The 24,997-nt window shown below is 59.3% G+C and carries 20 protein-coding genes; 8 read left to right on the top strand and 12 right to left on the bottom strand.

Going from position 1 to position 24,997, the window contains the following annotated elements:
• Window positions 1-185 precede the first annotated feature (185 nt).
• Window positions 186-1,823, top strand: coding sequence for a tRNA-dihydrouridine synthase (locus BST95_RS05025; protein WP_084198408.1), 1,638 nt, complete (start codon window positions 186-188; stop codon window positions 1,821-1,823).
• Here BST95_RS05025 and BST95_RS05020 read toward each other — a convergent pair.
• Window positions 1,820-2,170, bottom strand: coding sequence for a rhodanese-like domain-containing protein (locus BST95_RS05020; protein ID WP_084198407.1), 351 nt, complete (start codon window positions 2,168-2,170; stop codon window positions 1,820-1,822). The two genes, BST95_RS05025 and BST95_RS05020, sit on opposite strands and share 4 nt — an antisense overlap.
• A gap of 182 nt (window positions 2,171-2,352) precedes the next feature.
• Here BST95_RS05020 and nhaA point away from each other — a divergent pair, with 182 nt between their 5' ends.
• From nhaA to BST95_RS05005, 3 genes are all read left to right on the top strand, one after another.
• Complete coding sequence (nhaA, locus tag BST95_RS05015) at window positions 2,353-3,702, top strand: Na+/H+ antiporter NhaA (RefSeq protein ID WP_084198406.1); 1,350 nt, start codon at window positions 2,353-2,355, stop codon at window positions 3,700-3,702.
• 68 nt (window positions 3,703-3,770) lie between these two features.
• On the top strand, window positions 3,771-4,262 hold the full coding sequence (locus tag BST95_RS05010) for a (2Fe-2S)-binding protein (RefSeq protein ID WP_276205918.1): 492 nt from the start codon (window positions 3,771-3,773) through the stop codon (window positions 4,260-4,262).
• Window positions 4,259-6,421 carry a xanthine dehydrogenase family protein molybdopterin-binding subunit gene (locus BST95_RS05005; protein WP_084198405.1) on the top strand — a complete coding sequence of 721 codons (2,163 nt, stop codon included), beginning with the start codon at window positions 4,259-4,261 and terminating at the stop codon, window positions 6,419-6,421. Before BST95_RS05010 ends, BST95_RS05005 begins: the two co-directional genes overlap by 4 nt.
• On the opposite strand, the gene BST95_RS05000 is transcribed toward BST95_RS05005, so the two are convergent.
• The 5 genes from BST95_RS05000 to BST95_RS04980 form a co-directional block, all read right to left on the bottom strand.
• Window positions 6,418-6,858 carry a nuclear transport factor 2 family protein gene (locus BST95_RS05000; protein WP_084198404.1) on the bottom strand — a complete coding sequence of 147 codons (441 nt, stop codon included), beginning with the start codon at window positions 6,856-6,858 and terminating at the stop codon, window positions 6,418-6,420. The genes BST95_RS05005 and BST95_RS05000 overlap by 4 nt on opposite strands.
• An 11-nt stretch (window positions 6,859-6,869) precedes the next feature.
• A complete protein-coding gene (locus tag BST95_RS04995) occupies window positions 6,870-8,420 on the bottom strand; it encodes an alanine/glycine:cation symporter family protein (RefSeq protein ID WP_084198403.1) in 1,551 nt (516 codons plus the stop codon).
• A gap of 5 nt (window positions 8,421-8,425) precedes the next feature.
• Entirely contained in the window at window positions 8,426-10,102 is a 1,677-nt protein-coding gene (locus BST95_RS04990) for a M28 family peptidase (protein ID WP_084198402.1), read from the bottom strand.
• A 108-nt stretch (window positions 10,103-10,210) separates the two neighbouring features.
• A complete protein-coding gene (locus BST95_RS04985; RefSeq protein WP_229801766.1) occupies window positions 10,211-11,917 on the bottom strand; it encodes an amidohydrolase in 1,707 nt (568 codons plus the stop codon).
• Window positions 11,918-11,960: 43 nt separating this feature from the next.
• A complete protein-coding gene (locus BST95_RS04980; RefSeq protein WP_084198401.1) occupies window positions 11,961-12,977 on the bottom strand; it encodes an aldo/keto reductase in 1,017 nt (338 codons plus the stop codon).
• Between the two features lie 97 nt (window positions 12,978-13,074).
• On the opposite strand from BST95_RS04980, the gene BST95_RS04975 reads away from it, so the two are divergent.
• Entirely contained in the window at window positions 13,075-14,163 is a 1,089-nt protein-coding gene (locus BST95_RS04975; RefSeq protein WP_084198400.1) for an alpha/beta hydrolase, read from the top strand.
• Between the two features lie 30 nt (window positions 14,164-14,193).
• Here BST95_RS04975 and BST95_RS04970 read toward each other — a convergent pair whose 3' ends face one another.
• Entirely contained in the window at window positions 14,194-15,039 is an 846-nt protein-coding gene (locus tag BST95_RS04970; protein ID WP_084198399.1) for a class I SAM-dependent methyltransferase, read from the bottom strand.
• Between the two features lie 191 nt (window positions 15,040-15,230).
• On the opposite strand from BST95_RS04970, the gene BST95_RS04965 reads away from it, so the two are divergent.
• A complete protein-coding gene (locus BST95_RS04965) occupies window positions 15,231-16,127 on the top strand; it encodes an enoyl-CoA hydratase-related protein (RefSeq protein ID WP_084198398.1) in 897 nt (298 codons plus the stop codon).
• A 33-nt stretch (window positions 16,128-16,160) separates the two neighbouring features.
• Here BST95_RS04965 and BST95_RS04960 read toward each other — a convergent pair whose 3' ends face one another.
• Genes BST95_RS04960 through BST95_RS04950 form a run of 3 tightly spaced genes read right to left on the bottom strand, consistent with a single transcriptional unit; the run spans window position 16,161 to window position 20,132 of the window.
• A complete protein-coding gene (locus BST95_RS04960) occupies window positions 16,161-17,735 on the bottom strand; it encodes an arylsulfatase (protein ID WP_084198397.1) in 1,575 nt (524 codons plus the stop codon).
• Between the two features lie 28 nt (window positions 17,736-17,763).
• Window positions 17,764-18,921, bottom strand: a complete 1,158-nt coding sequence (locus BST95_RS04955; RefSeq protein WP_084198396.1) for an acyl-CoA dehydrogenase family protein — start codon at window positions 18,919-18,921, stop codon at window positions 17,764-17,766.
• A gap of 11 nt (window positions 18,922-18,932) precedes the next feature.
• Window positions 18,933-20,132 carry an iron-containing alcohol dehydrogenase gene (locus BST95_RS04950; protein WP_084198395.1) on the bottom strand — a complete coding sequence of 400 codons (1,200 nt, stop codon included), beginning with the start codon at window positions 20,130-20,132 and terminating at the stop codon, window positions 18,933-18,935.
• 149 nt (window positions 20,133-20,281) lie between these two features.
• Between BST95_RS04950 and BST95_RS04945 the strand changes: the two genes are divergently transcribed.
• The gene (locus BST95_RS04945; protein ID WP_084198394.1) at window positions 20,282-21,292 is read left to right on the top strand and encodes an AraC family transcriptional regulator; all 1,011 of its coding nucleotides are present in this window, start codon (window positions 20,282-20,284) and stop codon (window positions 21,290-21,292) included.
• On the opposite strand, the gene BST95_RS04940 is transcribed toward BST95_RS04945, so the two are convergent.
• Both BST95_RS04940 and BST95_RS04935 read right to left on the bottom strand, forming a co-directional pair.
• Entirely contained in the window at window positions 21,289-22,029 is a 741-nt protein-coding gene (locus tag BST95_RS04940; RefSeq protein ID WP_146004226.1) for an enoyl-CoA hydratase/isomerase family protein, read from the bottom strand. The genes BST95_RS04945 and BST95_RS04940 overlap by 4 nt on opposite strands.
• A gap of 16 nt (window positions 22,030-22,045) precedes the next feature.
• Entirely contained in the window at window positions 22,046-23,218 is a 1,173-nt protein-coding gene (locus BST95_RS04935; protein WP_084198392.1) for an acyl-CoA dehydrogenase family protein, read from the bottom strand.
• Window positions 23,219-23,425: 207 nt separating this feature from the next.
• Between BST95_RS04935 and BST95_RS04930 the strand changes: the two genes are divergently transcribed.
• Window positions 23,426-24,931 (top strand): hypothetical protein, encoded by a 1,506-nt coding sequence (locus BST95_RS04930; RefSeq protein ID WP_084198391.1) that lies wholly within the window; start codon window positions 23,426-23,428, stop codon window positions 24,929-24,931.
• Window positions 24,932-24,997 lie beyond the last annotated feature (66 nt).

Genomic DNA, 24,997 nt, shown 5'->3' with positions numbered 1-24,997 from the left:
CCGTAGCCACCTCATCTGGTTGCGATCAGGGTTTTCCGTACCACTTTTTACCGCTCGAACGAGCTCATATTAAAGTGGGCTGTAAGCCAGTGAGACGTACAGCGGCGAAATATCTGCGCGAGGCCTTGAATCCCTCTATAATTCGACCCATCTAGCGACCCACACCACACGATTGAGAACAGCCCGTGAGCATTGAATTCTTCGGCAAAACCTTGTCAGGCCCATTTACCGTGCCCTCCGGTATCGTTACCACTGCTGCGCCAATCATGCAGTATTTCTTCGACAACATCCCCGAAGTGGGCGTGATCACCACCAAAAGTATTGGACCCGAGCCGAGATTGGGCTACCGCGAGCCGGTGCTGAGCCAATATGCGCCGGGCTGCTTCGTGAACGCCGTGGGCCTCACCAATGCCGGGCCGGCCGCCTCGGCCGAATCATTGGCGAAGCTGAATGTGCCGGAAGACCGCTTCCTGCTGACCTCGATCTTCGGCGGCAGCGTCGAGGAATTTGTCGAGGTGGCGAAGATCCTGGCACCGGTCTCCGACGGCCTGGAACTGAACCTCTCCTGCCCCCACGCCAAGGGTTACGGCATGGCCATGGGCCAGGACCCAGAGATGGTGAAGGCGATTGTCAGCGCGGTGAAGGCTGCAGTGGATATTCCGGTGGTCGCCAAACTGACCCCCAACACCCCCGATATCGGCGCCATAGCCAAGGCAGCCGAGGCCGGCGGCGCCGACGGCCTGTGTGCCATTAACACGGTAGGGCCCGGCTATACCTCGGCCCACGGCCACCCGGTGCTATCCAATGGTGCCGGCGGCATGTCCGGTAAGGGCGCACTGCCCATTGCCCTGAAATGCGTGCGCGAGATCCGCGCCGTCACCGACCTGCCCATTATTGGCTGCGGCGGTATCTCCAGTGCAGACGATGTCCGCGCATTCCAACAGGCAGGGGCAGACGTTATCGGCGTGGGCTCAGCCCTGGTCGGACTGACTACTCAAGAGATCGACGACTACTTCAAGGCGGTCACTGCGGACCTGGAAAGCGGCAACAACCGCGCCGAGACTCATATTCGCTACGACGTGGACATGAACTTCAAGCCCGTCACCCTGATGAAGAATGAGAAGGTCTGTGACGACATCACCATCATGACCTTCGATCGCAAAATCAACGTTCAGGCCGGTGAGTTCGTATTCCTGTGGGTACCGGGCATCGGCGAAAAGCCCTTCTCGGCGCTCACTGACGACCCGTTCTCGCTGGTCATCATCGATGTGGGCGAATTCACCCACGCCATGCTCGACCTCGACATTGGCACCGAATGCTATGTGCGCGGCCCCCACGGCATTCCCGTGGATCCCGCGGAAGACCAGAAAATCATGGCTGTTGCCGGCGGTACTGGCCTTGCCGCCGTGTACCAGATCGCCCGGGATTTCGGCAACGCCGAGGTATTTGCCGGGGCGCGCACCGCCGAGCGCCTGTACTTCCTCGAGGAGTGCAAGCAGATTGCCGATGTGCATGTCGCTACCGATGACGGTAGCGCCGGCTTCCAGGGCGTGGTCACCGAGTTGCTGCGCGAGCGCCTGCAGGAAATGTCCGCCGAAGAACGCGACAAACTGGTGTTTTACAACTGCGGCCCCGAGCCCATGGTATTGGCGGCCATCGCGGTGCAGAAGGAATTCTGTCGAGACGACCAGATATTCAGCGCCATCGATTACCTGACCAAATGCGGCGTGGGTATTTGCGGTGCCTGCGCAGCGCCAGACGGCCGCCGCCTGTGCGTCGATGGCCCGTTCCTGGTCGAGGGTGCGCCCGCGCTGGCCAGCTAGTCTGCCATGGCGGCGCACACCGCATCGATCGGGCAGGTAATCACCGTCGCATTGCGGTAGCCCATGGTTTCCAACTGCCGGGCCGCCAAAGTGGCGCGGCCACCGGTCGCACAGTGCAGATACAGCGGGTGCTGTGCGTCGGGCGCGATATCGGTGATTTTCATCTCCAGTACACCCCTGGGGATATTAACGGAGCCAGCGACAGCCTGGGCGCTCACCTCGCCGGGTTCACGCACATCCACCACCGTGCCATGCTTCGCTGCGCACTCCACCCTGGCGGCGGCCGCGTCCAGGCAACGCAGCCCCGCACGGGCTTCCTGGACGAGTTCAAGTACCGTTTTCAACATCGGCTAACTCCTTTATCTCCATCTGACACTGCACCATTGTAGGCCCCGCGGCACCTCGGTGGTTTGTCGAAGATCAAGGAAAGTGCGCCCTGCGGCGGCCTGAGTCAAGCTATACCCGGGAAGGCTTCGGCGCTAAGATACACCGCCGTACCTGCAGTACCCAAAGATCTCGGAGCACCGCTATGGCCAAAGGCGTCTATCACGCCCCCTGGGAAAAATCTTTCGACAGCATCCTCACGCCGCTGGAAGAGTTTATCCATCGCCAGACCACCTCGGGCATTCTGCTGATGATTTGCGCCGTTGTTGCGCTGTTCATTGCCAACAGTCCCCTCCACTACAGCTATGAACACTTCCTGCACAAGGAACTGGCCATCAGTCTGGGGGAAAAGTCCTTCTCGTTGTCCATTCACCACTGGATTAACGAAGCGCTAATGGCGATGTTCTTCTTCATCATGGGCCTGGAACTCAAGCGGGAATTGCTGGTGGGTGAACTGTCGTCCCCCAGCCAGGCGATGCTGCCCATCAGTGCCGCGATTGGCGGCATGCTCATCCCCGCCCTGGGCTATTTTGTATTCAACACGTCCGGGCCCGATGCCAAGGGCTGGGGTATTCCCATGGCCACCGACATCGCCTTCGCCATCGGTGCCCTGAGCCTGTTGGGGCCGCGTATACCCAAGACCCTGATCACCTTTTTGATCGCCCTGGCCATTGTCGATGACCTGGGCGCGGTCGCAGTGATTGCACTGTTCTATACCGATAGCCTGGATACCATGGCCCTGTTTTATGCGGGCATGTTTACCTTCGTGCTGCTATCGTTCAACCTGGGTGGTGTCCGTCGCCCGCTGCCCTATGCCGCCGTGGGCATTCTGCTGTGGACAGCCATGCTCGCCAGCGGTATTCACGCCACGATTGCAGGCATTGTCGTGGCCTTCGTGATCCCGATACGCCCCAAATTCGAAGCCGAGACCTTTATCGACCGAGTCAAGGACAGCACTGTTGCCATGCAGAAGTCTGTGGCAGAAAACCCCGACATTATTCACAACAACCGGTTCCGCTCGCTGGTAATCGCCATGGGCGACGGGGTCCAGCTGGTACAGGCACCGGCGCAGCGCCTCGAGCACTCCCTGCACTTGCCGGTTGCCTACCTGGTGATTCCGATCTTTGCGCTGGCCAATGCCGGCATTCCCATCGAGTTTGCCGAGTTTGGCAGCGCCGTCAGCAGCCCGATCACCCTCGGGGTGCTGTGCGGCTTGCTGCTCGGCAAGCCCCTGGGCATCGCCGGATTCACCTGGATTGCCATAAAACTTGGCTGGGCCAAGCTGCCCGACGAGCTCAATATGAAGCACATCACCGGCGTAGGCTTACTGGGCGGCATTGGCTTTACCATGTCGATTTTTATTGCAGACCTGGGTTTCGCCGGCAAGCCGGAAGAGTTGCTCGCCGCCAAGACCGGTATTCTGCTGGCCTCGGCGATTGCCGGTTTTGCCGGCTACTTCCTGTTGCGTGCCACCACCAAAAAGCCACAAAACTAACCAATTGTTAATCCCGGCTTAAGCAACAATCCGTAACATACCCGTAGCGATACAAACGGAGTTTCACTGTGGAGACACAAACCATTACCTTCGTCCTCAACGGCAGCGAAGTGCAGATCGACATTGAGCCAGATACCCCGCTGCTTTGGGTGCTGCGCGATGAGCTCAACTTTACCGGCACCAAGTTCGGTTGCGGCATGGGCCTGTGTGGCGCCTGCACCGTGCACCTGGAGGGAGCAGCCGTACGCAGCTGCTCCCTGCCCATCAGCCTGGCCGAAGGCAAGGCCATTACCACCATTGAAGGGCTGGCGACCAAGGGCGATCACCCCCTGCAGCAAGCCTGGGTAGCAGAGAATGTGCCGCAGTGCGGCTACTGCCAGTCCGGCCAGATCATGTCCGCGGCCTCACTGCTGGCCAGCAATCCCGACCCCAGTGACGCGGAAATCGACAGCGCCATGTCCGGCAATATCTGTCGCTGCGGCACCTATGGCCGCATCCGCAATGCTATTAAGCGCGCCGCATCCGCCGTCCAGAACTGGGAACCGGAGGTGAACGCATGAGCCTGAGCAGACGAGACTTTCTGCGCAACGTCTCCGTCATTGGCGGAGGGCTGACCCTCGGTTTTCACTTGCAGGGCTGCGCCAGCGCCCTGGGCGACGACACCGAACTTGCACCCGATGCCTTTCTGAAAATCACCCCCGGGGGCGACATCATCGTCCAGGTGCATAAGACAGAGATGGGCCAGGGCACCGTCACTGGCATGCTCAGTCTGATTGCTGAAGAGCTTGAGGTCGCTCCGGACCAGATCCGCTACGAAATGGCCCATGTGGACGACGCCTTCCGCGATCCTGAATACTATCTGCAAATTACCGGTGGCAGTAACGCCATCCGCGTTCTCTATGAACCCCTGCGCCAGACCGGCGCCACTGCCATGGCCATGCTGATGGCCGCAGCCGTGGATCGCAGTGGCCACCCCGAGCAGGAACTCCACGCTGGTGACGGCGTCATCGCTACCGCCGACGGCAGTATCAGTTACAGCTACGGTGAGCTGGCCAGTGCCGCAGCGGCATTACCCGTACCCCGCAAGGTCGCCCTCAAAAGCGCGTCCCGGTTCAACGTGATTGGCCAACAGAACCAGCGCCTGGACAACCAGCCAAAGGTGGAAGGCAGTGCCAACTTCGGTATCGACGCCGGCCCCGCCGATGCACTGGTTGCCGTGGTGGTCCGTCCCCCGATTGCTCACGGCCCCGTGACCAGCTTCGACGCTTCCGAGGCCCGCAAACTCAATGGGGTGAAGCACATTGTCCAGATCGACAGCGGTGTCGCTGTCGTCGCCACTAACTACTGGCGGGCGCGCAAGGCGGCAGAGAAAGTCACGATCCAGTGGCAGCAGAGCGAGTCACCGCTGGTCGACAGTGCATCCATTGAGCAGGTGCTATCCGAGGCTCTGGATGGCGACGACTTTGCCACTGTTCGCGATGATGGCAAGCCCCCGGCATCCGGGGCGGCAGACCAGATCGAGGTGGAATACTCGGCGCCGTTCCTGGCCCACGCCACCATGGAGCCAATGAATGCCACGGTGGCCATTAACGGCGACAGCGCTGATGTGTGGGTGGGCGTGCAGGCACCTGACCTCGCCCGCAGCTTTGCCAGCAAGGCGCTGGGCATCGACGACGACAAGATCACCGTACACAACCAATTCCTCGGCGGCGGCTTCGGCCGCCGGGCCATCCCGGACAATGTGTTTGAGGCCGCCCAGATTGCACGCGCAGTGGGTGAGCCCGTGCGTCTGGTGTGGAGCCGTGAGGACGACACTCGCCACGACTACTTCCGCCCGCCCATGAAAACCCGATTCCGGGCCCGCCTGGGCAGCAACGGCGAGGTCCTCAGCTGGGAAAACTGGCTGGCAGGCCCCAGCCTGATGCAGCACAATGTGCAGAATATGTCGGTGGGTATTCTGCCGAGCTGGATTCCCGATTTCCTGATCGACTTCGGGGCCGATATGGCCGCGAAGAAAGATGGTTCAGCCACTGAGGGCCTGAAGGACATCCCCTATGCCTTTGATCACATCTACATGGGCTATCGCAATGTCGAAACGCCGGTTCGGCTTGGCGCCTGGCGCTCCGTCGGCCACAGCCACAATGGTTTCTTTGCCGAGAGTTTTGTTGATGAGTTGGCAGTGGCCGTTGGCGAAGACCCGATTGCATTCCGCCGCAGACATCTGCCTGCGGACAGTCGCCATCGCCAGGCTCTGGACGCCGTCGAGAAGCTCAGTAACTGGGGCAATGCGCCGCTTGGGCATTATCAGGGCGTCGCCGTACACGAGTCGTTCCACTCTGTGGTAGCCGAGGTCGTTGAAATCTCTATTGCCAACGGCAAGCCCAGACTCGAGAAGGGTTACGTTGCGGTCCACTGTGGCCGGGCCGTCAACCCGGACATCGTTCGCCAGCAAATGGAGGGCGGCATGTTGTTTGGCCTGTCCGCGGCGCTCTATGGCGAGGTGACCTTCAAGGACGGTGCCGCGGTACAGGGTAATTTCCACGACTATCCGACGCTACGCATGAGCGAAGCGCCGGAAATTGCCGTCACAATTGTCGAATCCGACGCACCACCCACTGGTGTGGGCGAACCCGGCACACCGCCTGCACCGGCAGCATTGGGCAACGCGATTTACGCGGCCACAGGGCAGCGTCTGCGGGATCTGCCTTTCCGGCTCTAAGTTTCTGGCAGGGCCACCAGCAAATGCTGGCTTAGGTCGCCGGCGAGGCGCATCAACACCTGGCGGCGGGTGAAATACCAGCCGTCAGCATCGCAGGCAAAGGTATCGTGATAGCGGCCAGCGATAATCGGCTGCAGCGGCAGGTTATCGGTCGCCTGCAGCACCGTAAAGTAGGAACGCGCGCTCGCCGTCTGCCCTGACACTTCGATGATAACATTGGTGGTGACATGGTGTGATCGAGGTGTGCCTTCCGGGTAAAGCCGGGTGAAGCCACGATAGATTTCACCAATGGCCTCGGCACCTTCACCCAGCACATTGCCATCCTGGTCGACATATTGCGCCCGGGCAAACAACGCGGCCAGGGTATCGAATTGGCCTTCATCAATGAGCTCGGCATAGCGATACACCAAATTCTCAATCTCGCGTTCGGGGGCCATCGCGTGGTTCCTCAGTCTGTATTGCCCAGCGCGCCGTCGCGCCGGTAGTTACGGATTTCTCCGCTCCTCACCTTGGCCATGAATTCACTCACCTCCCGCTTCACCTCCGGGGCAAACAGGTACAGGCCGAGAATATTCGGCACGGAAATCAGGAATACCATGGCGTCGGCAAAGTCCAGCACCGCGCTCAACTGAATCATGCAGCCAATGGCAAGGAATGAGCAGAAGATCAGTTTGAAGATATTCTCACTGAGAGGGTGCTCGCCGAACAAATAAGTCCATGCCTTCAGGCCGTAGTACGACCAGGCCACTGCCGTAGAAAAGGCAAACAACAACGCCGCCACGGCCAGCGGATAAGGCGCCCAGTCGATATGGTGCTCAAACGCCGCCGAGGTCAGGGCAATACCTTCCAGCCCCTGGTCCATCAAGCCCGCCGGATAGGCCGTCACCACAATCACCAGAGAACTCAGCGTACAGATCACCACGGTATCGATGAAGGGCTCGAGCAACGAGACCAGCCCTTCTGAGGCCGGGTGATCAGTCTGCACCGCGGAGTGGGCGATGGAGGCGGACCCCAGCCCCGCTTCGTTCGAAAACAGCGCGCGCTGAAAACCGACAATCATGGCGCCAATCATGCCGCCAGTGGCGCTCTCCAGGGTGAACGCACTACTGACGATCAGGTTCACCGCCGCGGGCAAGTGCTCGATGCTCATCAGGATAATCGCCAGTGCAGAGCACATATAGAGCACAGCCATAAACGGGACAATCCTGCCCGCCACCGCGGCGATCGAGCGGATACCGCCGATAATGACGGCGCCCACCAACAGGGCAATCGCCAGCCCGAACAACCAGCCCTTGTCAGCAAAAAAGCTCGCTTCACCTCCGGTGATGCTTACAAACTGTACGTAAGCCTGGTTGGACTGGAACATATTGCCGATCCCCAGGCAGCCAATCACCAGTGACAGGGCATAGAATCTGCCCAGCCCCTTACCCATGCCCGGACGACCGCGGCTGCTCAGCCAGTGTTCCAGGTAATACATGGGGCCACCGGAGACCGACCCGTCCGGATTGTGCTTGCGGTATTTCACCCCGAGAGTGCACTCCACCAGTTTGGTCGACATGGACAGAAGGCCCGCCACAATCAACCAGAAGGCAGCGCCGGGGCCGCCGATAACAATGGCCACCGCGACACCGCCGATGTTGCCCACGCCGACGGTACCGGAGACCGCCGTGGCGACGGCCTGGAAGTGGGAAATTTCGCCGCGGGCTTTAGGGTCGTGGTAATCGCCTCTCACCAGGCGCAGCGCAAGCCCGAAACCGCGGACATTGATAAAGCCCATGTAGAGGGTGAAAAATGTCGCCGCCACCGCAAGCCACAACACAATCCAGGGAATTTCGACGCCAAACACATCGACTCTGGCAAACACAAAGGCTGACAACAGCGCTGCGGCTGGCGCCATGACGGATTCAACCGCAGTGTCGATACCCGCCATTGCCGAAGGGGACACAGCCCCCATGAAAGCCGCGACAACCGCGGCGGTACTACGCTGTTTGTCAGTCATCCAATTCACTGTTCTCTGGAAAATTTTTCGCCAAAAAAGTCACCCTCATGCCAGCGAGGTGGTTTCTTATCTTTGGCAATTTCGAGGCCAATACGCACGTTGGCGCGCGCAAAGCGCAGCGCGGACGGCCAGTCCACCGGGCGTGAGAGGTCGTCGCTGGGCCGGTGGTAGTGGGTTTTCAAATGCCCCTGAAACAAGGCGCCACCATTAATGTCTGGGTCGGTTGAGGTAAACCCCGGAACCAGGAATACCGCGGGCACGCCCTGGCGAACAAAGGAGTATTGATCGCTGCGGATAAAAAGCACTTCTTCGGGAATGGGGTCAGGGGTCAACGCAAACCCTTCGGCCTCAACCGCACGTGCAATAGGTACATCCAGAGTGGAGTGCTGGGCACCGAAGGCGATGATGTCGGCCAGTGGATAGAGCAGCAAAGGCATGTCCAGGTTGATATTGGCGATCATTCCCTCGGCGGGCACCGTTGGGTACTGGGCAAAATAATCCGACCCCAATAGCCCGCGCTCTTCACCTGTTACCGCGACCAGCAAAATGGATCGCGCCGGTGCCCGCGGCATCGCCTTGAACGCACGGGCCGCCTCAATCATCAGCGCGACACCCATGGCATTGTCGTAAAAGCCGTTATAGATAGCGTCACCATCGACAGGTGTGCCAACCCCAATATGATCGAGGTGCGCGGTATAGACGATATACTCGTCGGCCAACTCAGGATCAGAGCCGCGAATCACACCCACCACATTGGGGCTGGTTATATCAGTGTGCTCGCTCTTCTGGGTCAGCGTCATTTCCACACCCAGTGGCTGGGACGCCGGCCGGCCCGCTTCTGCGGCATCCAGTGCCTGTTCAAAGCTGATCGGCGACGGTGCAAAAATATCCGGGGCCACAGCCTCATTCACCAGGGCGCTACCTTCCAACTGATGATGGTGGTCGGCCACCTCGCCCTGCAAGTTCTTCCAGGACATGCCGGCGGTCACACCGGCATTGAGTGTCACCACGTCCCAACTCCGGCGCTGCTGATCACTACGTGAGCGCATGTAGATGTAGCCCACTGCGCCACGCTCTACCATGAGGTCGCGTTTGGTGCGCCCGGAGGAATAATAGGCCCGCTCATTGTGCGGAAAACTGGCGGGGGCACCGCCGAAAATAGCCACGATCTTGCCTTTAACATTCACTCCGTCGTAATCGGAATAACCCAGCTCAGGCGCGTGCACGCCGAAGCCTGCGTAGACCACTTCCGCACGCACGGTAGTTTCGTCGCGCACCTGATCACCGCCCATCGTAAAATCGTCTTTCCATCGCAGCCCGGCATCGCCACGATCGGTATGTACGGTGATAGCAGCGCCGTCGACATCAATTTGTCGGCGCAGTAGGGGCACATCCTGAAACCAGCCACCAAACAATCCGGCGGGTTCCACACCCACGGCAGCCAGTTGCTCGGCCACGTACTTGGCCGCGGCATCATAGCCGGGCTCACCACTCATACGCCCCTGGAGCTCGTCGCTTGCCAGGTAGTTCAGGTGCTTTTCGAGGTTGCCACGCTCAATCGAGTCCAAAGCCTTGGTAATGCTGGCTTCTTCCGCGGCAGCTTCGATAGGTTCAGCCCATTCAGCGGCGGCGACGGGTAGCGCCAACAGGCACAGCAGCGCCACTGAGTATCGAATGGTCATAGTGCTTCATCCTTGTCGAGTCTTATTATTCTCCGACGCTCCGCATCGGCCTCAAGCAGTCTAGCAAAGTCTGGCACTGGACAGGGCAGCCAGATGCAGGAATGTCGACTAGCGCTCAAACACGGTTAATCCGCCGACGACCGTACGCAACACCTGAATATCTGCAATCGCCGCGGGATCTGTCAGAGGATCGCCATCGAGGACGACCAGATCAGCGTATTTACCCGGCTCTATCGAACCCAGTTCATCATCACGGAATATCTGGTAGGCCGCGTTAATCGTGATAGCGCGCAATGCCTCCATCGCGGGAATACGCTGCCTTTCACCGATCACTTCGCCGCCGGTGGAAATACGATTCACCGTCGCCCAGAGCATCCGCATAGGCTCCATCGGCACCACCGGCGAATCCAGATGCGTGGAGAACATGAGGTCACGCTCCAGAGCTGACTGGCTTGGGCTCATGCGCCGGGCGCGCTCGGGCCCCATGAAAATATCACGGTGACGATCACCCCAGTAGTAGGTATGTGCAGAAAAAAAACTGGGCGTAATGCCCAGGCGTTTCATCTCATCCAACTGGTCATCCCGCGCCATTTGCGAGTGAATCAGAATAAGGCGCGGGTCAGCGACAGGATTGGCCTGCTGGGCCAGATCAAAGGCGTGGATGACGTCATCAATCGCCGCATCACCATTAGCGTGAATAGCCATCTGCATACCCGTGGCATGCACCCGGCCAACGATCTCTACCAGCTCCGCACGTGGAAAAATCGGATAGCCACGATAGTCTGCATCGCCACGGAAAGGCGTGTGGTAGGGGTCAGCGAGATAACCGGTAAAGCCCTGGATACTCCCGTCCGAAACGATCTTCATGGTCTGTCCGCGAAAGTACGGCGTTTCGTAGGGCGTTAAATCGAACTCACCCGTGAGCACGTCTTCGCCCAGGAGTTTCCAGAACGGCCACACTTCCAGTCGGAAGGGCACCAGCCCCAGCTTGCTCGCCCAGGCCAGGCCCTGATACATGGGCCCCATTGCACCGCCGCTCTGGCCCGTGGTCACGCCCTGACTCACATAGTCGTGCACCGCGGTATTAAACATGGCAATGAGATTGCCCGGAGTCATGGTGTCAGCGGCCGTGCCCACCTGGATTTCCTGGGCCACCGTCTCTTCCAGCAGACCTGTGGGCTCGCCACTGGCGGGGTCCTTCACAATTACCCCACCTTCGGGGTTCGGGGTACTGGCATCAATAGCCGACACTTCCAAAGCCAGGCTGTTGGCCACCCCCATATGACCCGACACATGCGTGATGAAGATGGGGTGCTCCGTCGACACCGCATCCAGTTCCTGCCTGGTGGGATGGCGCTTCTCAGCCAACAGGGTGTCGTCATAACCCATGGCCGACACCCACTTGCCCGGTGCTGTCTGATCAACAAAGGGCTGCAGCGCCGCCTGTATATCGGCGATCTCCTCTATCGAGCCAATCGGCGGACTGTTCAGATCCGCCATAATGGCGCGCGCCCCGGTGCCGGGAAAATGACCGTGAGCATCGATAATCCCCGGCATCATGACCTTGCCACCGAGATCAATCACCTGGGCGCCATCCCGATACGCTGCAATCGCGGCCTCGTCGCCCACCGCAACAATCCGGTCGCGCTCCACAGCAACCGCGCTGGCAATGCTGTTGCTAGCATCCATGGTCAGAATCTTGCCGTTGATAAACACCTGTCGCTCCGGCGGCGCGGCGCGGCCCAACATCAGGGCGGCAGTAACACCGAGGATGACCACCACGGCCAACAGCACCAGCAACAACTTCTTCAACAAAACATATTCTCCCGATTAACCACTAAACACCGGCCGCGAGGGCTCAGCCCATCGGATATTTGAGCTCCCGGCTCACGGCATTGATTGCGGCCATGGTTTCCGCGCTGAGCGTGACGTCAGCCGCCGCCAGAATGTCAGGCATCTGATCCATACTGGTCGCTCCTACGATCGTCGACGCGACAAAATCGTGCTGCTTGCTCCAGGCCACCGCCATGGTAACCGGTGACAGGCCTGCATCTGCGGCAATCGCAGTAAATCGCTTGGTAGAGGCTTCGGCGATCGGATTAATAAACCGGGCAGCCATTCTCTTTTGCCGCTCTCCGGCGGTGAGGTAGTTGGTGAAGCGTGCACCTGCCGGGGTCGCCCCGTCATTGTATTTGCCCGACAACACGCCGCCCGCCAAAGGTGAGTAAGGCAACAGGCTCACCTCTTCCTGCCGACACACCTGGGCCAACTCATCTTCAAAGCGCCGCTGGTTGAGGCTGAAATTGTTCTGGATCGTCTCATAGCGAGGCAGACCGTGCTTGTCCGCCGCCCACAGGCTCTTGGTCAGCCCCCAACTGGTTTCATTGGAGCAACCCAATACCCGCACCTTGCCCGAATCCACCAGCTCCTCGAGGGCTCGCAGGGTTTCTTCATAGTAATAATCATGATCGGGCCAGTGGGTCTGGTAGAGATCTACATAGTCGGTATCGAGACGCCGCAGGCTGCCCTCGATGGCGCGTACAATGTGGTGGCGATCGAGGCCGGTTTTCCCCGAGCGCACCGGCGGTGTAATCCAGCCGTGACCGGGACCCGCCACCTTGGTGGCGAGAATGATGGAATCGCGCGGCTTGGTTTTCAGCCAGCGGCCCACGATCTCCTCCGTCACGCCCATATAGCGTTCCTCAGGAGGGACCGGATACACCTCTGCCGTGTCGTAAAAATCGATGCCGATGTCGTACGCGGCATCCATAATGGCAAATGAGGTTTTCTCATCCGCCTGGTTACCAAAAGTCATGGTTCCCATGCAGATATCGGAGACGACAATGCCACTGCGGCCGAGGCGATTTCTTTCCATTTTTGTGATTCCGTCCAGATTTTCAGGCTGATTAAAATGTAAACAATGAGTACATTTTGCTACTGTCGCGATTCAAAATAACTTTTGGAAGTGACACATGCAATTGCTCCGTGTTCTAGCCCCGGTATTACTGGGTGCTACCCTCGTTGCCTGTAGCGACAGCTCTGATTCGAGCCGCCCCAGCAGCCCCGCTCAGGTGCCCCGGCCAACCCTGGACCTGACCTTCACAACGGCGCCAATCGACCTGCCGAACATCTCTGCCAAGTTTTCCGCCGACGTGCCCTACGGCGATGATGAGCGCAACCTTTTCGATATCTACCTGCCGGAATGCGATGACCCGACACCCTTGGTCATCTACATCCACGGCGGCGGCTTTACCGGCGGCGACAAATCCAGCGCCCATAACAACTTCGCCGATGACGTACGGGCCTTCCTGCAGGAGTGCGTGGCCTATGCCACCATCAACTACACCCTGCTCACGGTACCCGAAGAGGGCGGTGACATTGTCGCAGCCGCTGAGCAAGGCGGTGTACTCACCTCCCTGCAGGACACAGCCCAGGCGCTGCAATTTATGCGCTACTACTACGAGAGCCTGAACCTGGATGTTGACAATGTCGCACTGTACGGCGTATCCGCCGGTGCCGGCGCCAGCCTGTGGCTGGGCACCCGCGACGACCTTGCGGACCCGGATAACGCGGATGAAATCCTGCGTGAATCAACCCGTGTCAGCGCCGTCGGCGCCCTGGTCACTCAGTCCACCTATGACATTATCGATTGGGGAGATGTGCTCTTGCCGCTCACGGCACCCCTCGAGGACATCCTGGGCAGCACCGACATTCTGACCCTCGTCAACACGCTGGGCCAGACCAACTACCTGCTGACCTTCCTCGGTGTTCCCAGCGTCGAGGCGCTGGAAGACCAGGCCACCCTGGACTACCGCGCAGAAGTGGACATGCTGGAACTCATGGACGCTGGTGATGCGCCCATTTACGTGGAAAACTTCACGACCTCACTGGAAAACCCTGTGGACCTGTTCCTACATCACGCTTTGCATGGCATTGCGATCAAGGAGCGTGCTGACGAGGTGGGCCTGGAAAGCGTGGGCTATTCCCGCGACCCTGCCTGGCCACTGGAAGACCCATCCGGCGAAGAGCTGGTCCCCTTCCTGCTGCGTCACATTCGCTAAGCACCGCGCGGCGCAGCGCCCGCTGCGCCGCTAGCGCTGCCTGAAGGCCTGCATCTTCAGGCAGCAATCCAGATCCTTTTCCGGAAAATCCTCACGCTGCGGCAGATGTTCCACGTACTCACAGCTCTTCAGGTGTGCCTCGAATAGCTCGGGCAGAAAGGCCGCCCCCAGATAGGGCGCATTCAGGCACGCGAGTATTTCGGCCCCCGGAGCCAGCATCGGTGCCAGCTGCTGCAGCAGGCGCGCATAATCCTTGTCGGCCTCAAAGCTGCGCTTCTGGCGCGAGGGCGGGTCAGAGATCACCAGATCGTAAGGCCCCAGATCTTCCAGGTTGCGGGTAGAGCGAAAGACATCAGGCGGCAGCCCGTTGAGTGCATGATTGCGTTGCCCGGTAGCCAGCGCGGACTTGGCCATATCGATATTGATCACCTCTGCCGCCCCACCCTGCAGCGCTACCACCGAGAACGAGCAGGTATAAGAAAACAGGTTAAGCACGCGCTTTCCCTGGGCACGTTCACGCAGCCACTGCCGCCCGGGACGTACGTCGAGGAAGAATCCAACATTCTGGTTAGCCGAGAAATTCCGTTCGTAGCGCGCCCCAGCCTCACGGGCGAAACAGACTTCAGGCAGTGCACCATAGATCACCTCCTGGCTTGCTGTACCGCGCCCACGACGCTGCAGGGATACACATTGCACCCTGCTTTCATGTTCGCCGAAAGCGGCCAACGCCGCAGCAATTGAAGCCACCAGATCATCGTCGACATCACCGTAGACAACGGCCCACACCACCGGTTCGAACCAGTCCACATTGAGAAAAGACAAGCCCTCATAGCACAGGCCACGGCCGTGAAACAGGCGCGCGGCGTCCTCGGGCAAGGGCCGGTCAGCACATCCAGTAGCGGGCTTAACATAGGGTTTCTCGCACCATCAAAACGCGCAGCATACACCACACACTGACGCCTGGTGCGCCTCATTCGCCGCCGTCCCGAGCAGGGTTAGTACAAATTGCTGTATCCCTTCCGCCCCTTGCGGGGCGTACAATCAATGCCACTATTGAGGAGATCACAATGACCAACGAAGCGAACCCCTACGCAGAGGGACAAGCAGCGCAAGGCCGCTACGGTGAAAATGGCTATGAAGTAGTACTGATCGATGAGCCTTCGCCTGGCGTGAGGCGTATCGCCCTCAATCGGCCTGACAAGCGCAACGCGCTGAACCACCAGCTTCGCGGTGAGCTCCTGCATGCACTGGAGGCCGGCGATGCAGACCCGAAAGTGAAAGTGATGATTGTGCGCGGCTCCGGCAAATGTTTCTCAGCTGGCTATGACCTGGGCGGCGGCAACGTCGGCCAGGCCTACCCCTTCCACACCGCGGGCGGCGACAGCCAGTGGCCGCGCCACGTGGTAGAGAGCTGGATGCGCATCTGGGACTTGTCCAAGCCAGTCATTGCCGAGGTTCACGGCTACTGCCTGGCGGGTGGCAGCGAACTGGCCACCGGTTGCGACGTGGTCTATGCGGCCGACGACGCCCAGATTGGCTACCCCGCGGTGCGCTTCGGCGTGCCCGATATGCAGTTTCACCCGTGGCTACTGGGTATGCGCAAGGGCATGGAGATGCTGCTTACCGGCGACTCCGTCAGCGGCACCGAAGCCGTACAGTACGGCTGGGCCACGCGCAGTTTCCCGGCGGAGGAACTCGAGGCCGCCACGCTTGCCCAGGCGGAACGCATCGCCGCCATTCCGGCGGATATCCTCGCCCTCAACAAACGCGCCGTGCACCGCCAGATGGAAGCCATGGGCCTGCGTGCCGGCCTGCGCCAGGGCACCGAGATCTGTACGCTGGCAACCCACCAGCAGAGCTTCAAGGATTTCATAGCCGCCACCCAGGGCGGAGGCAAGCTCACCGAAGCGCTGTCACAGCGCGACGGTGAATTCGGGGATTATCGCGAGGATAGAGGGGACTAACCCTGCCCCGAAGGGCAGGGGTCTGGAAGAGGATTACTGCCCGGGGCGGGCACCTGCACCTTGCTGCTGCATGGCGCGCACGTGCATCATTTGCTGCATCTGATCAATCATCTTGTCGATGCTGAAGCTCGCCGTGGGCTGACGCGGCGGATATTCGCGGAAGGTCATCAGCCACTTGCCGACTTCCTGCTGCACCGGCACAAACAGCCACAGCTGATCACCGAAGAAGCGCGTATACAGGCCGGAGTCCAGCGAGGTTTCATAGGGGTCTGAACGCAGGTGAACCATCCGCGGGAAGTTCAGTGCCTCACGCTGACCCGCCCAGCCCTGCATGGACCAGCCGAAGTGAATCTTCCAGTCATTCCAGCGCATGGCATTAAAGTTGGCGTTGTCGTCAAAGTAGTACAGCGTGGTGCGCTTACCGGGGCCTTTGCCCGCCAGCAGTTCCGTCTGGTCGTAACCGTCCAGGTGCACGCGGTAGGTCATGTCACCCGCGCGGTGGCCCTTGAGCAGTTTCTCTTTCACACCGGGCTCACCCGCCGCACTCAAGAGTGTGGGCATCCAGTCCAGGTGCGAGAAGATGTCGTTGATCACCGTGCCTGGCTCTACCACCCCAGGCCAGCGAATCATGGCGGGAACGCGGAAGCCACCCTCCCAGGTCGAGCCTTTTTCACCACGAAACGGCTCGACGCCGGCATCCGGGTAGGTGCTGGTCTGCGAGCCATTGTCGGTGGAGTAAACCACAATCGTGTTGTCGGCGATGCCGAGCTCGTCGATTTTGTCCAGCAGCAGGCCCACGTGGTAATCGTGCTCCATCAAGCCATCGGCATACAAACCGTAACCAGATGCGCCATCCCACTTGGGCGCCAGGCGGGTCCACACGTGCATGCGGGTCGCGTTAAACCAAACAAAGAACGGCTTGTCGTCTTTGTGGGCCTTGTCGATAAACTTGAGCGCTGCGTCGGTAAATTCCTGATCCACCATTTCCATGCGCTTGCGGGTCAGCGGGCCAGTGTCTTCGATCTTGCCGTCCGCATAAGAGCGAATTACACCGCGAGGTGCGAAGCGCTTATGGAAGGCAGGATCTTTCGGGTAGAAATACGTTTCCGGCTCTTCCTCGGCATTGAGGTGGTAGAGGTTACCGAAGAACTCATCGAAGCCATGATTGGTCGGCAGGAACTCGTCCTTGTCGCCCAGATGATTCTTACCGAACTGGCCCGTCACATAACCGTGGGGCTTGAGCAGCTCGGCGATAGTGGGATCTTCCGCCTGCAGGCCGATATCAGCGCCAGGCATACCGACTTTCAGCAATCCAGTGCGCAGCGGGTGCTGGCCGGTGATGAAGGCAGAGCGGCCCGCGGTACAGCTTTGCTCGCCGTAATAGTCAGTGAACATCGCACCTTCGTTAGCAATTCGGTCGATGTTGGGCGTGCTGCCACCCAGCATGCCGCGGTGATAGGCACTGAGGTTGGACCAGCCAATATCGTCGCCCCAGATCACCAGGATGTTGGGCTTGTCTGCGGCCTGACTAACGGCAGCGCCAAAGGACACTGCCAGTGTTGCGGCCACCGCGCAGGCCCGGCGTAAGGTATGTAATAGGTTCTTCATTGTGATTACCTGTGATTGCGTGGCCCTCTCAGAGCGACCTGGCGATCAGCTCTTTCATAATTTCGTTGGTGCCGCCATAGATTTTCTGCACCCGACTGTCAGCGTACATTCGTGCGATGGGATATTCCCACATATAGCCGTAGCCTCCGTGTAATTGCAGGCACTCGTCTACAATGTCGCACTGCTTCTGGGTACACCACCACTTGGCCATCGACGCCTCTTCCGCGCTGAGCTCGCCATTAATGTGCTTGGCAATGCACTGATCGACGAAACTGCGGGCAATAGTGGCTTCGGTTTTGCACTCCGCCAACTTGAAGCGCGTGTTCTGGAAGTCGAACACACTTTTGCCAAACGCCGCTCGGTCACGGGTGTATTCCAAGGTGGTCTCAACGGCCATTTCGGCGATCGTCGCACCGGCACAGGCAATACCTAGTCGCTCCTGAGGCAGCTGCATCATTAACTGAATAAAGCCCTGGCCCTCAGGGTCGCCCAACAGATTGGCGGTGGGCACACGGACGTTATTGAAAAACAATTCAGATGTATCGGCATCTTTCAAACCCACTTTATCCAGGTTGCGGCCTCGCGCGAAGCCGTCGAGCCCCTCGGTCTCCACCACGATCAGCGACGTGCCCTTGGCGCCTGCGGCGGGGTCGGTTTTAGCCACAACAATAATAAGCTCGGCGTGCTGGCCGTTGCTGATAAAGGTCTTGGCGCCATTGATAATGTACTCGTCACCCTCGCGCACTGCTGTGGTTTTTACACCCTGCAAATCGGACCCTGCGCCCGGCTCCGTCATGGCAATGGCACCCACGAGCTCTCCGGCGGCCATAGCCGGCAGCCACTTATGCTTCTGGTCTTCGGTGCCGTAGTCGAGAATGTAGTGCGCCACAATCTGACTGTGGACCGTGTTGCCGCCACCCACGGACGCCGCCGCTCCACCGCGTATCATGGCGTCGTAAATAACGGCCTCGTGGGTGTAGTCACCGCCAGCACCACCGTATTCCACCGGAATACTGGCGCACAGCAGCCCGGCCGCGCCGGTGGTACGCCAGGCATCGCGATCGCACATACCCTGGGCTTCCCAGCGCTCGCGATTCGGCCCCAGCTCCTGCTCGGTAAATTTGAGCGCACTATCGTGCAGCATGCGCAGCTCTTCGTTCATCCAAATCGAGTTCAAGATCGTCATCAGTCCGTTCCTTAAACAGCTATCTTGTCCAATATAGTCTTCAGCTCCGCCCGGGATACCCAGTGTGGCACCGGGTACAGCCGGCACTCCGCCATGCTGTCATTAGCCACTGCGGGAATATCGGAGGTGGGAAAAGATTCCAGGCGGGTCGCAAGACCCAATTGCGCCAGCAGGTCGCGAGTCGCCTGTACGAAGGCGCTGGCGCGCTCATGATCAGTCTGACTGGACCTGCCCACACCGATGACGGCCGCAAGCTCCGCCAGCGCCTCGGGGCTGTGTTCAACATAGCAGTCGAGCACATGGGGCAGCACAATCGCGTTAGCCACACCGTGGGGTGTGCCATACAAGCCGCCTAACTGATGGGCAATCGCATGTACCATGCCCACACTGGCGTGATTAATCGCCTGGCCGGCATAGTAGGAGGCCAGCGATACCGCTTCGCGCGACTGCACATCCTGGCCGTTACGATAGACCCGGGGCAAATGGTCAAACAGCAGACGGGTCGCAGTGCCGGACAGGCGCCGAACTTCATCGTTCGACCAGCGGCCAATATAGGTTTCGATGGCGTGCGTCAGGGCGTCGGCGCCAGTGGCGGCCGTCACACCCTGCGGCATACCGGTGAGTAGCAGCGGGTCGAGCGCTACGCCCAGTGGGATTAATTTCATGTCCGCCAGAAAGCCCTTGCGATGGGTCTCTGCATCGGAGATGACTGCGGCAAAAGTGGCCTCGGAACCCGTGCCAGACGTTGTAGGAATGGCATACAACGGCGCCAGCGCCTGGCGGATCTTGAGAATACCCACCAGCGACTGCACCGGACCATTGGTCGCGCTGGCGGCAATACCCTTGGCAGCATCAATGGACGAGCCTCCACCTAAAGCCAGGATCGAGTCGCAGCGCTGAGTGCGATAGTAGGCAAGCCCCTCCTCGACGATCGCTGTGGTCGGGTCAGGCAGCACGCCGCAATAAACAAACAGCTCTCCGCCCGCCTCTTCAACCGACTTACGGATATTTTCTGCCATACCGAGGTCTACCAGAATCTGGTCGGTTACCAGCAGGATACGCTGGTGCCCCATGGCCACCATGTGACGCGCCAGCTGTCCTGAGCTGCCGGCGCCGGCAAACAACGTCTGGGTGGGAACACTGAGAAACTTTTGCACAACGCCAAGCAGGCCAACTATGCATTTGTGCAACAGCCAGTTGATGAATCGCATCCGTGGGGGTCTCCGATATTTCGCTGATCAGCGCGTATTCTCGGACAGCTGTCGACAGGTTTTAATGGCTTGAAACACGTACTTTTATAGCCCAAACTGTCAATCTCGCCGAAACGCGCTAAGCGTTTGTTTTATAAGGCTTTAACTGAATGGAAATATCGACAGTACCCGCTGTATTTGTCCGCGCACTGCTGCACGGCGCCACCTTGAAGGGCTGTGACATCGAGGCTGCGCTGGAGCAATTGGACATCTCAAGGGAGGTGGTTGACGGCGCACGGGCGCGCATTCCGGCCGCCCAGTATTCAGCCCTGGTCGATCTGATTTCCGCCGAGCTCAACGATGAATACTGTGGACTGGTGGAACAACCCTCCAGGCCGGGCACATTCGCACTGATTTGCTACGCCTGTATTCACGCGCCTACGCTGGGCGCCTTTATCGAGCGCGCCACGCCCTTCCATTCGGTCACTACGGATTGCAGTGTGACATCAGTAGAGGTCGTCGACGGCATTGCCCACTATGTGTTTGCCCCTCTGGGCGACGATTCCGAACCACAGCGGCTGCTGGTCCTGTCCTTCCTGGCGATTATCCATCGCCTGGCGAGCTGGCTGATCGGTCAGAATATTCCGCTTGAGAGTGCCAGTTTTGCACACCCGAGGCCGGAGCACGCTGCGGCATACAACCTGCTGTACCGTGCGCCGATTCATTTCAGCCGCAACCGCAATTGCATTAGTTTCAGTGCCAACTATCTCGATGCTCCCATCGTCCGCAGCGAGGCCGATCTTGAAGCGTTCCTGAAAATTCCCGGCGCTCAACTCATGGCGAGCCCGGATGAGCGCAACAGCCACGTGGCCAAGGTCACTCAACTGATCAAGCCCAGCGTCGCTGATGAATTTCCCGACTTCGAATGGGTGGCGTCCCAGCTACACTCCACCACCGGCACACTGCGCCGACGGCTGCGCGAGGAAGGCACCTCGTATCAACAGCTCAAGGACGACCTGCGCAGGGATACCGCGATTTACAACCTTAACCGAGGTGTCATGAGCATTGAGGAGGTGGCCGAGAGCATTGGTTTCTCTGAGCCGACCTCGTTCTTCCGCGCGTTCAAGCGCTGGACAGGCGTGACGCCGCGGGCGTATACGGCCCGCGAGAAAAAATCTTAGGACTTACTGGTGAATGCCGCCACCCTTGCCTGCATATCGCTACAGACGCCGGGGCTGTTGGTGTATTCGTAATCCAGACCTTCATGCAGGCGCAAGCCGTCAGTCGCTTCAATGATGCTCTTGCACACATGATGGCTATGGCGTGAATTCTTCGCCACAGCCAACGCATAGTCACGCGTTTGCGAGGCTAGTTCGCCGGCTGCAAACACCCGATCGACCAACCCGATCCGCAGCGCCTCCTCGGCGCCAACGCGTCGAGCACTGAACATCATGTCTTTGGCACGGGCGGCGCCAACACGGCGCGGCAGGCGCTGCGTCATTCCCCATACCGGGCTAAGCCCCCACTGACTGTGGGTATCTGCCAGCACTGTTGCCTCATCGACAAAGATCAGGTCGCAGGCCAGCGCAAGCTCGAGAGCGCCCGTGAAACAGTATTTATGCACCTGGGCAATGGTCGGCACTGACAAGCTGGCCAGCGCCTCCAGAACCGTTGCCTCGTATTGAGAGTGCTCCGTCTCTCCCCCCGCTTCGATATCGCGCAAATCGTGCCCGGAAGAAAAGGCCTTGCCTTCTCCACACAGAATGACACAGGCCACATCATCGCGCTTACCCAGATCGGCAATCGCGGTCTCCAGCTCCATGAACAACGCATGGTTCAGCGCATTCATGGACTCCGGACGATTGAGCGTCAATGTCGCGATGCAGCTCTCTATCCCTACCTTCAAATTTTCACTCACTATCTTTTACCGTTTTTTATAGTTGGTATTGGCGCGCGGCCAGATCGCGCATGATTTCTTCCGAGCCGCCACCGATGGCATTGACCCGCACTTCACGGTAAATACGCTCAACCCTGTTGCCGCGCATGTAACCAATGCCACCCAGAATCTGCATGGCCTCGCGGGCACAGAATTCCATGGTCTGGCTACACTGAACCTTGAGCAGGGCAATATCTCCAAACACCGCGCGGCCGGCGATAATCTCCCGGGTGCAGTGATTAATCATGGCCTGACAAGCGTTGATCTGCTGTTTCATCTCAGCGATTTTATGGCGAATGACCTGGTGATCGGCCAGACGCTTGCCGAAGGTTTTGCGTTCCTGCGCCCAGGCCACAGCCTCTTCCAGGCACACCCGCGCACTCGCCTCCATCATGACACACATACCCATGCGCTCACCGTTGAAGTTATTCGCGATTACGAGAAAGCCATGCCCTTCTTCTGCCAGCAGATTAACCGCGGGAACTTTGACATTGTCGAAGTAAATAGTGGCCGTGTCTGAACACCACCAGCCCTGCTTCTTATCCAGCGGCGTGCGGCTCACGCCCTCGGCATCGGCAGGGATGACAAGCACCGACACGCCACCCATACCGTCTCCACCGGTGCGAACCCCGGTTGTGAACCAGTTGGCGCCCATACCACCAGAGATAAAGGTCTTGCTGCCATTGACGATGTAGTAATCGCCTTCGCGACGCGCTGTGGTTTGCAGGTTCGCAACGTCCGAGCCTCCCGAGGGCTCAGTAATTGCCAGGGCAATGCGCTTCTCTCCGGCGAGAATCAGCGGAATGACTTCTGCCTTCAGCGCCTCACTGCCAAAGGCGACGACCGGCGGCAAGCCGATACCGTGGGACAACAATGTACTCGGCAGACCACCCAGACTGGTCCGCGACAACTCTTCACTCACGATATTGCGGTGCCAGAGATCGATGCCCTCTTCGGTGCCTCCGTATTCAGCCGGGTAACCGAGGCCCAACAGGCCAAACGCTGCCGCCTTGCCCCACAGCTCAGCTGGCAGGAAGCCCTGTTCGTCCCAGGTATCCACATTGGGCACAATCTCCTTATCAATAAAGCGGCGCAACTGCTCGCGCCATGCATCGTGCTCCTCATTCAGATCCGGGTTGTGCATGCGTGCGCTATCGAAATCCAGCGACATCTTGTTCTCCATGAAAGGCGGCGTGACCGCCGCAAGTTTTCTGACACTTTCATGGTCAACCCGCACCGGTCTATGAACAATATCCGCAGCAACCAAAAAGCCTGCCCGCGGCAATCAAAATGTCGCCGTGCGCCGCCGTTAGCTTGACAGTTTGCGTACACAAACGCAGATTCGTTGCCTGCCAATATTCGATGCGAGAACCAAGCTATGCCGTCAAATCCGAATGCACCCGTCATTGTTGCCTGCGCTCAGCACACGTGGCGCGAGCCAGATGCCGAGCGCACCCCCCTGAACGCCCTGGAATCGATTAGCCTGCAGGTACTGGCCAATGCCAACTGCGATGCTCTGGCGGACAGTGTGGATGCCATCGCCACGGTGCGTTTCATCATGGATACCGACCCCAACCTCGCGCCACTACTTCCCCGCAACCCGGGTCGGATCATCGCCGAACGCGTCGGCCTGGATAACCCCCAGTGTTTTCAAACCGGCATAGGTGGCAACACACCCCAGTTTCTCGTCAACCACTTTGCTAATCGCCTTGCGCAAGGCCAGTTCAAGGCAGTCCTGGTTAACGGTGCGGAATTTATTCACAATTTTTTCAGTGCCATGCGCAGCGGCGCAGACATTAGCAGCTGGATGGGTGAGCCCTGCGAGGCGCCGACGATGGTTGGCCCCGAAGACAAGGATGGACTGAACAGCATCGAGCAGGCTCACGGTCTGTACGAACCGATTAACACCTACCCGCTGTTTGAGTCCGCGCTGCGGCACAGCAACAACGGCCAGTCACTATCTGCCGAATTGTGCGCGAGCATGGCCGCTGTAGCGGCCGACAACCCGTACGCCTGGCGTCAGGAATGCCTCAGTGCCGACGCGATTGCCACGCCCGACAAGGGCAACCGCTATATAGGCTATCCCTATACCAAAGCTATGAATGCACTGCTGGCGGTAGACATGGCAGCCGCCATTATCATGACCACCGCAGGACACGCTACTGAACTGGGCATTCCCGAATCACAGTGCATCTACCTGTGCAGCGGCACAGATATCAACGAGGTATGGCATGTCAGTGAGCGACCGGACCTGAAACGCGCCCCGGCCATTGGCAAGGCGGTGAACGCCAGTCTCACCGCGGCAGACATGACGCTTGAAGACATCGACCACTTTGATCTCTACAGCTGTTTTCCCTGCGCCGTAGAGATCGCTTGCAACGAGATTGGCCTTGATCCTCTGGATAACCGCGGCGTTACCGTGACCGGCGGGCTACCTTTCTTCGGCGGACCGGGCAATAACTACTCTCTGCACGCCATTGCCCAGATGGCAGATCAATTGGGCAAGACTGGCGGCAACGGCCTGGTCACAGCCAATGGCCTGTACCTGACCAAACATTCAGTGGGCATCTATTCCAGCGAGCCACCCACCCAGCCCTGGCAACCTATTGATGCGGAAAGCCTGCAGGCTGAGGTAGACGAGAGCCCTCGCTGCTCGCTGGCGGCCAACCCCGAGGGGACCGCTACCGTAGAGGCCTATACCGTCGCTTACGACAAAACAGGCCCCCAACGCGGGTTCATCGTTGCTACCAACCCTAGCGGCGAAAGAATCCTGGCGAATGTCGAAGCGAATAGCAGCACCCTGGCCCGGATGCTGGAGGGTGACATTATCGGCAAAGCCGGACAAGTCACCGCGACGGAGGCCGGTAACGAGTTCGCGCTCTGAGGAGCCAGTTTATTTGATCGCCCGGGCCACTCCCCGCGCTGCAGGCCATGCCTAATATGAACACCC

Origin of the sequence: Halioglobus japonicus (assembly GCF_001983995.1) — a bacterium.
GTDB classification, from domain to species: domain Bacteria; phylum Pseudomonadota; class Gammaproteobacteria; order Pseudomonadales; family Halieaceae; genus Halioglobus; species Halioglobus japonicus.
Note: the sequence above shows the minus strand (reverse complement) of the source record. Positions and strands in the feature narration are given on the sequence as shown.

Excerpts from the sequence above, each read along its gene's own strand:
- BST95_RS05020 (WP_084198407.1), bottom strand. The coding sequence starts at position 2,170 with ATGTTGAAAACGGTACTTGAACTCGTCCAGGAAGCCCGTGCGGGGCTG.
- BST95_RS04980 (WP_084198401.1), bottom strand. The coding sequence starts at position 12,977 with ATGGAAAGAAATCGCCTCGGCCGCAGTGGCATTGTCGTCTCCGATATC.
- BST95_RS04930 (WP_084198391.1), top strand. The coding sequence starts at position 23,426 with ATGCCGTCAAATCCGAATGCACCCGTCATTGTTGCCTGCGCTCAGCAC.
- BST95_RS04975 (WP_084198400.1), top strand. The coding sequence starts at position 13,075 with ATGCAATTGCTCCGTGTTCTAGCCCCGGTATTACTGGGTGCTACCCTC.
- BST95_RS04935 (WP_084198392.1), bottom strand. The coding sequence starts at position 23,218 with ATGTCGCTGGATTTCGATAGCGCACGCATGCACAACCCGGATCTGAAT.
- BST95_RS04950 (WP_084198395.1), bottom strand. The coding sequence starts at position 20,132 with ATGCGATTCATCAACTGGCTGTTGCACAAATGCATAGTTGGCCTGCTT.
- BST95_RS04990 (WP_084198402.1), bottom strand. The coding sequence starts at position 10,102 with ATGACCATTCGATACTCAGTGGCGCTGCTGTGCCTGTTGGCGCTACCC.
- BST95_RS05000 (WP_084198404.1), bottom strand. The coding sequence starts at position 6,858 with ATGGCCCCCGAACGCGAGATTGAGAATTTGGTGTATCGCTATGCCGAG.
- BST95_RS04960 (WP_084198397.1), bottom strand. The coding sequence starts at position 17,735 with ATGAAGAACCTATTACATACCTTACGCCGGGCCTGCGCGGTGGCCGCA.
- nhaA (WP_084198406.1), top strand. The coding sequence starts at position 2,353 with ATGGCCAAAGGCGTCTATCACGCCCCCTGGGAAAAATCTTTCGACAGC.
- BST95_RS04945 (WP_084198394.1), top strand. The coding sequence starts at position 20,282 with ATGGAAATATCGACAGTACCCGCTGTATTTGTCCGCGCACTGCTGCAC.
- BST95_RS05005 (WP_084198405.1), top strand. The coding sequence starts at position 4,259 with ATGAGCCTGAGCAGACGAGACTTTCTGCGCAACGTCTCCGTCATTGGC.
- BST95_RS04965 (WP_084198398.1), top strand. The coding sequence starts at position 15,231 with ATGACCAACGAAGCGAACCCCTACGCAGAGGGACAAGCAGCGCAAGGC.
- BST95_RS04955 (WP_084198396.1), bottom strand. The coding sequence starts at position 18,921 with ATGACGATCTTGAACTCGATTTGGATGAACGAAGAGCTGCGCATGCTG.
- BST95_RS04995 (WP_084198403.1), bottom strand. The coding sequence starts at position 8,420 with ATGACTGACAAACAGCGTAGTACCGCCGCGGTTGTCGCGGCTTTCATG.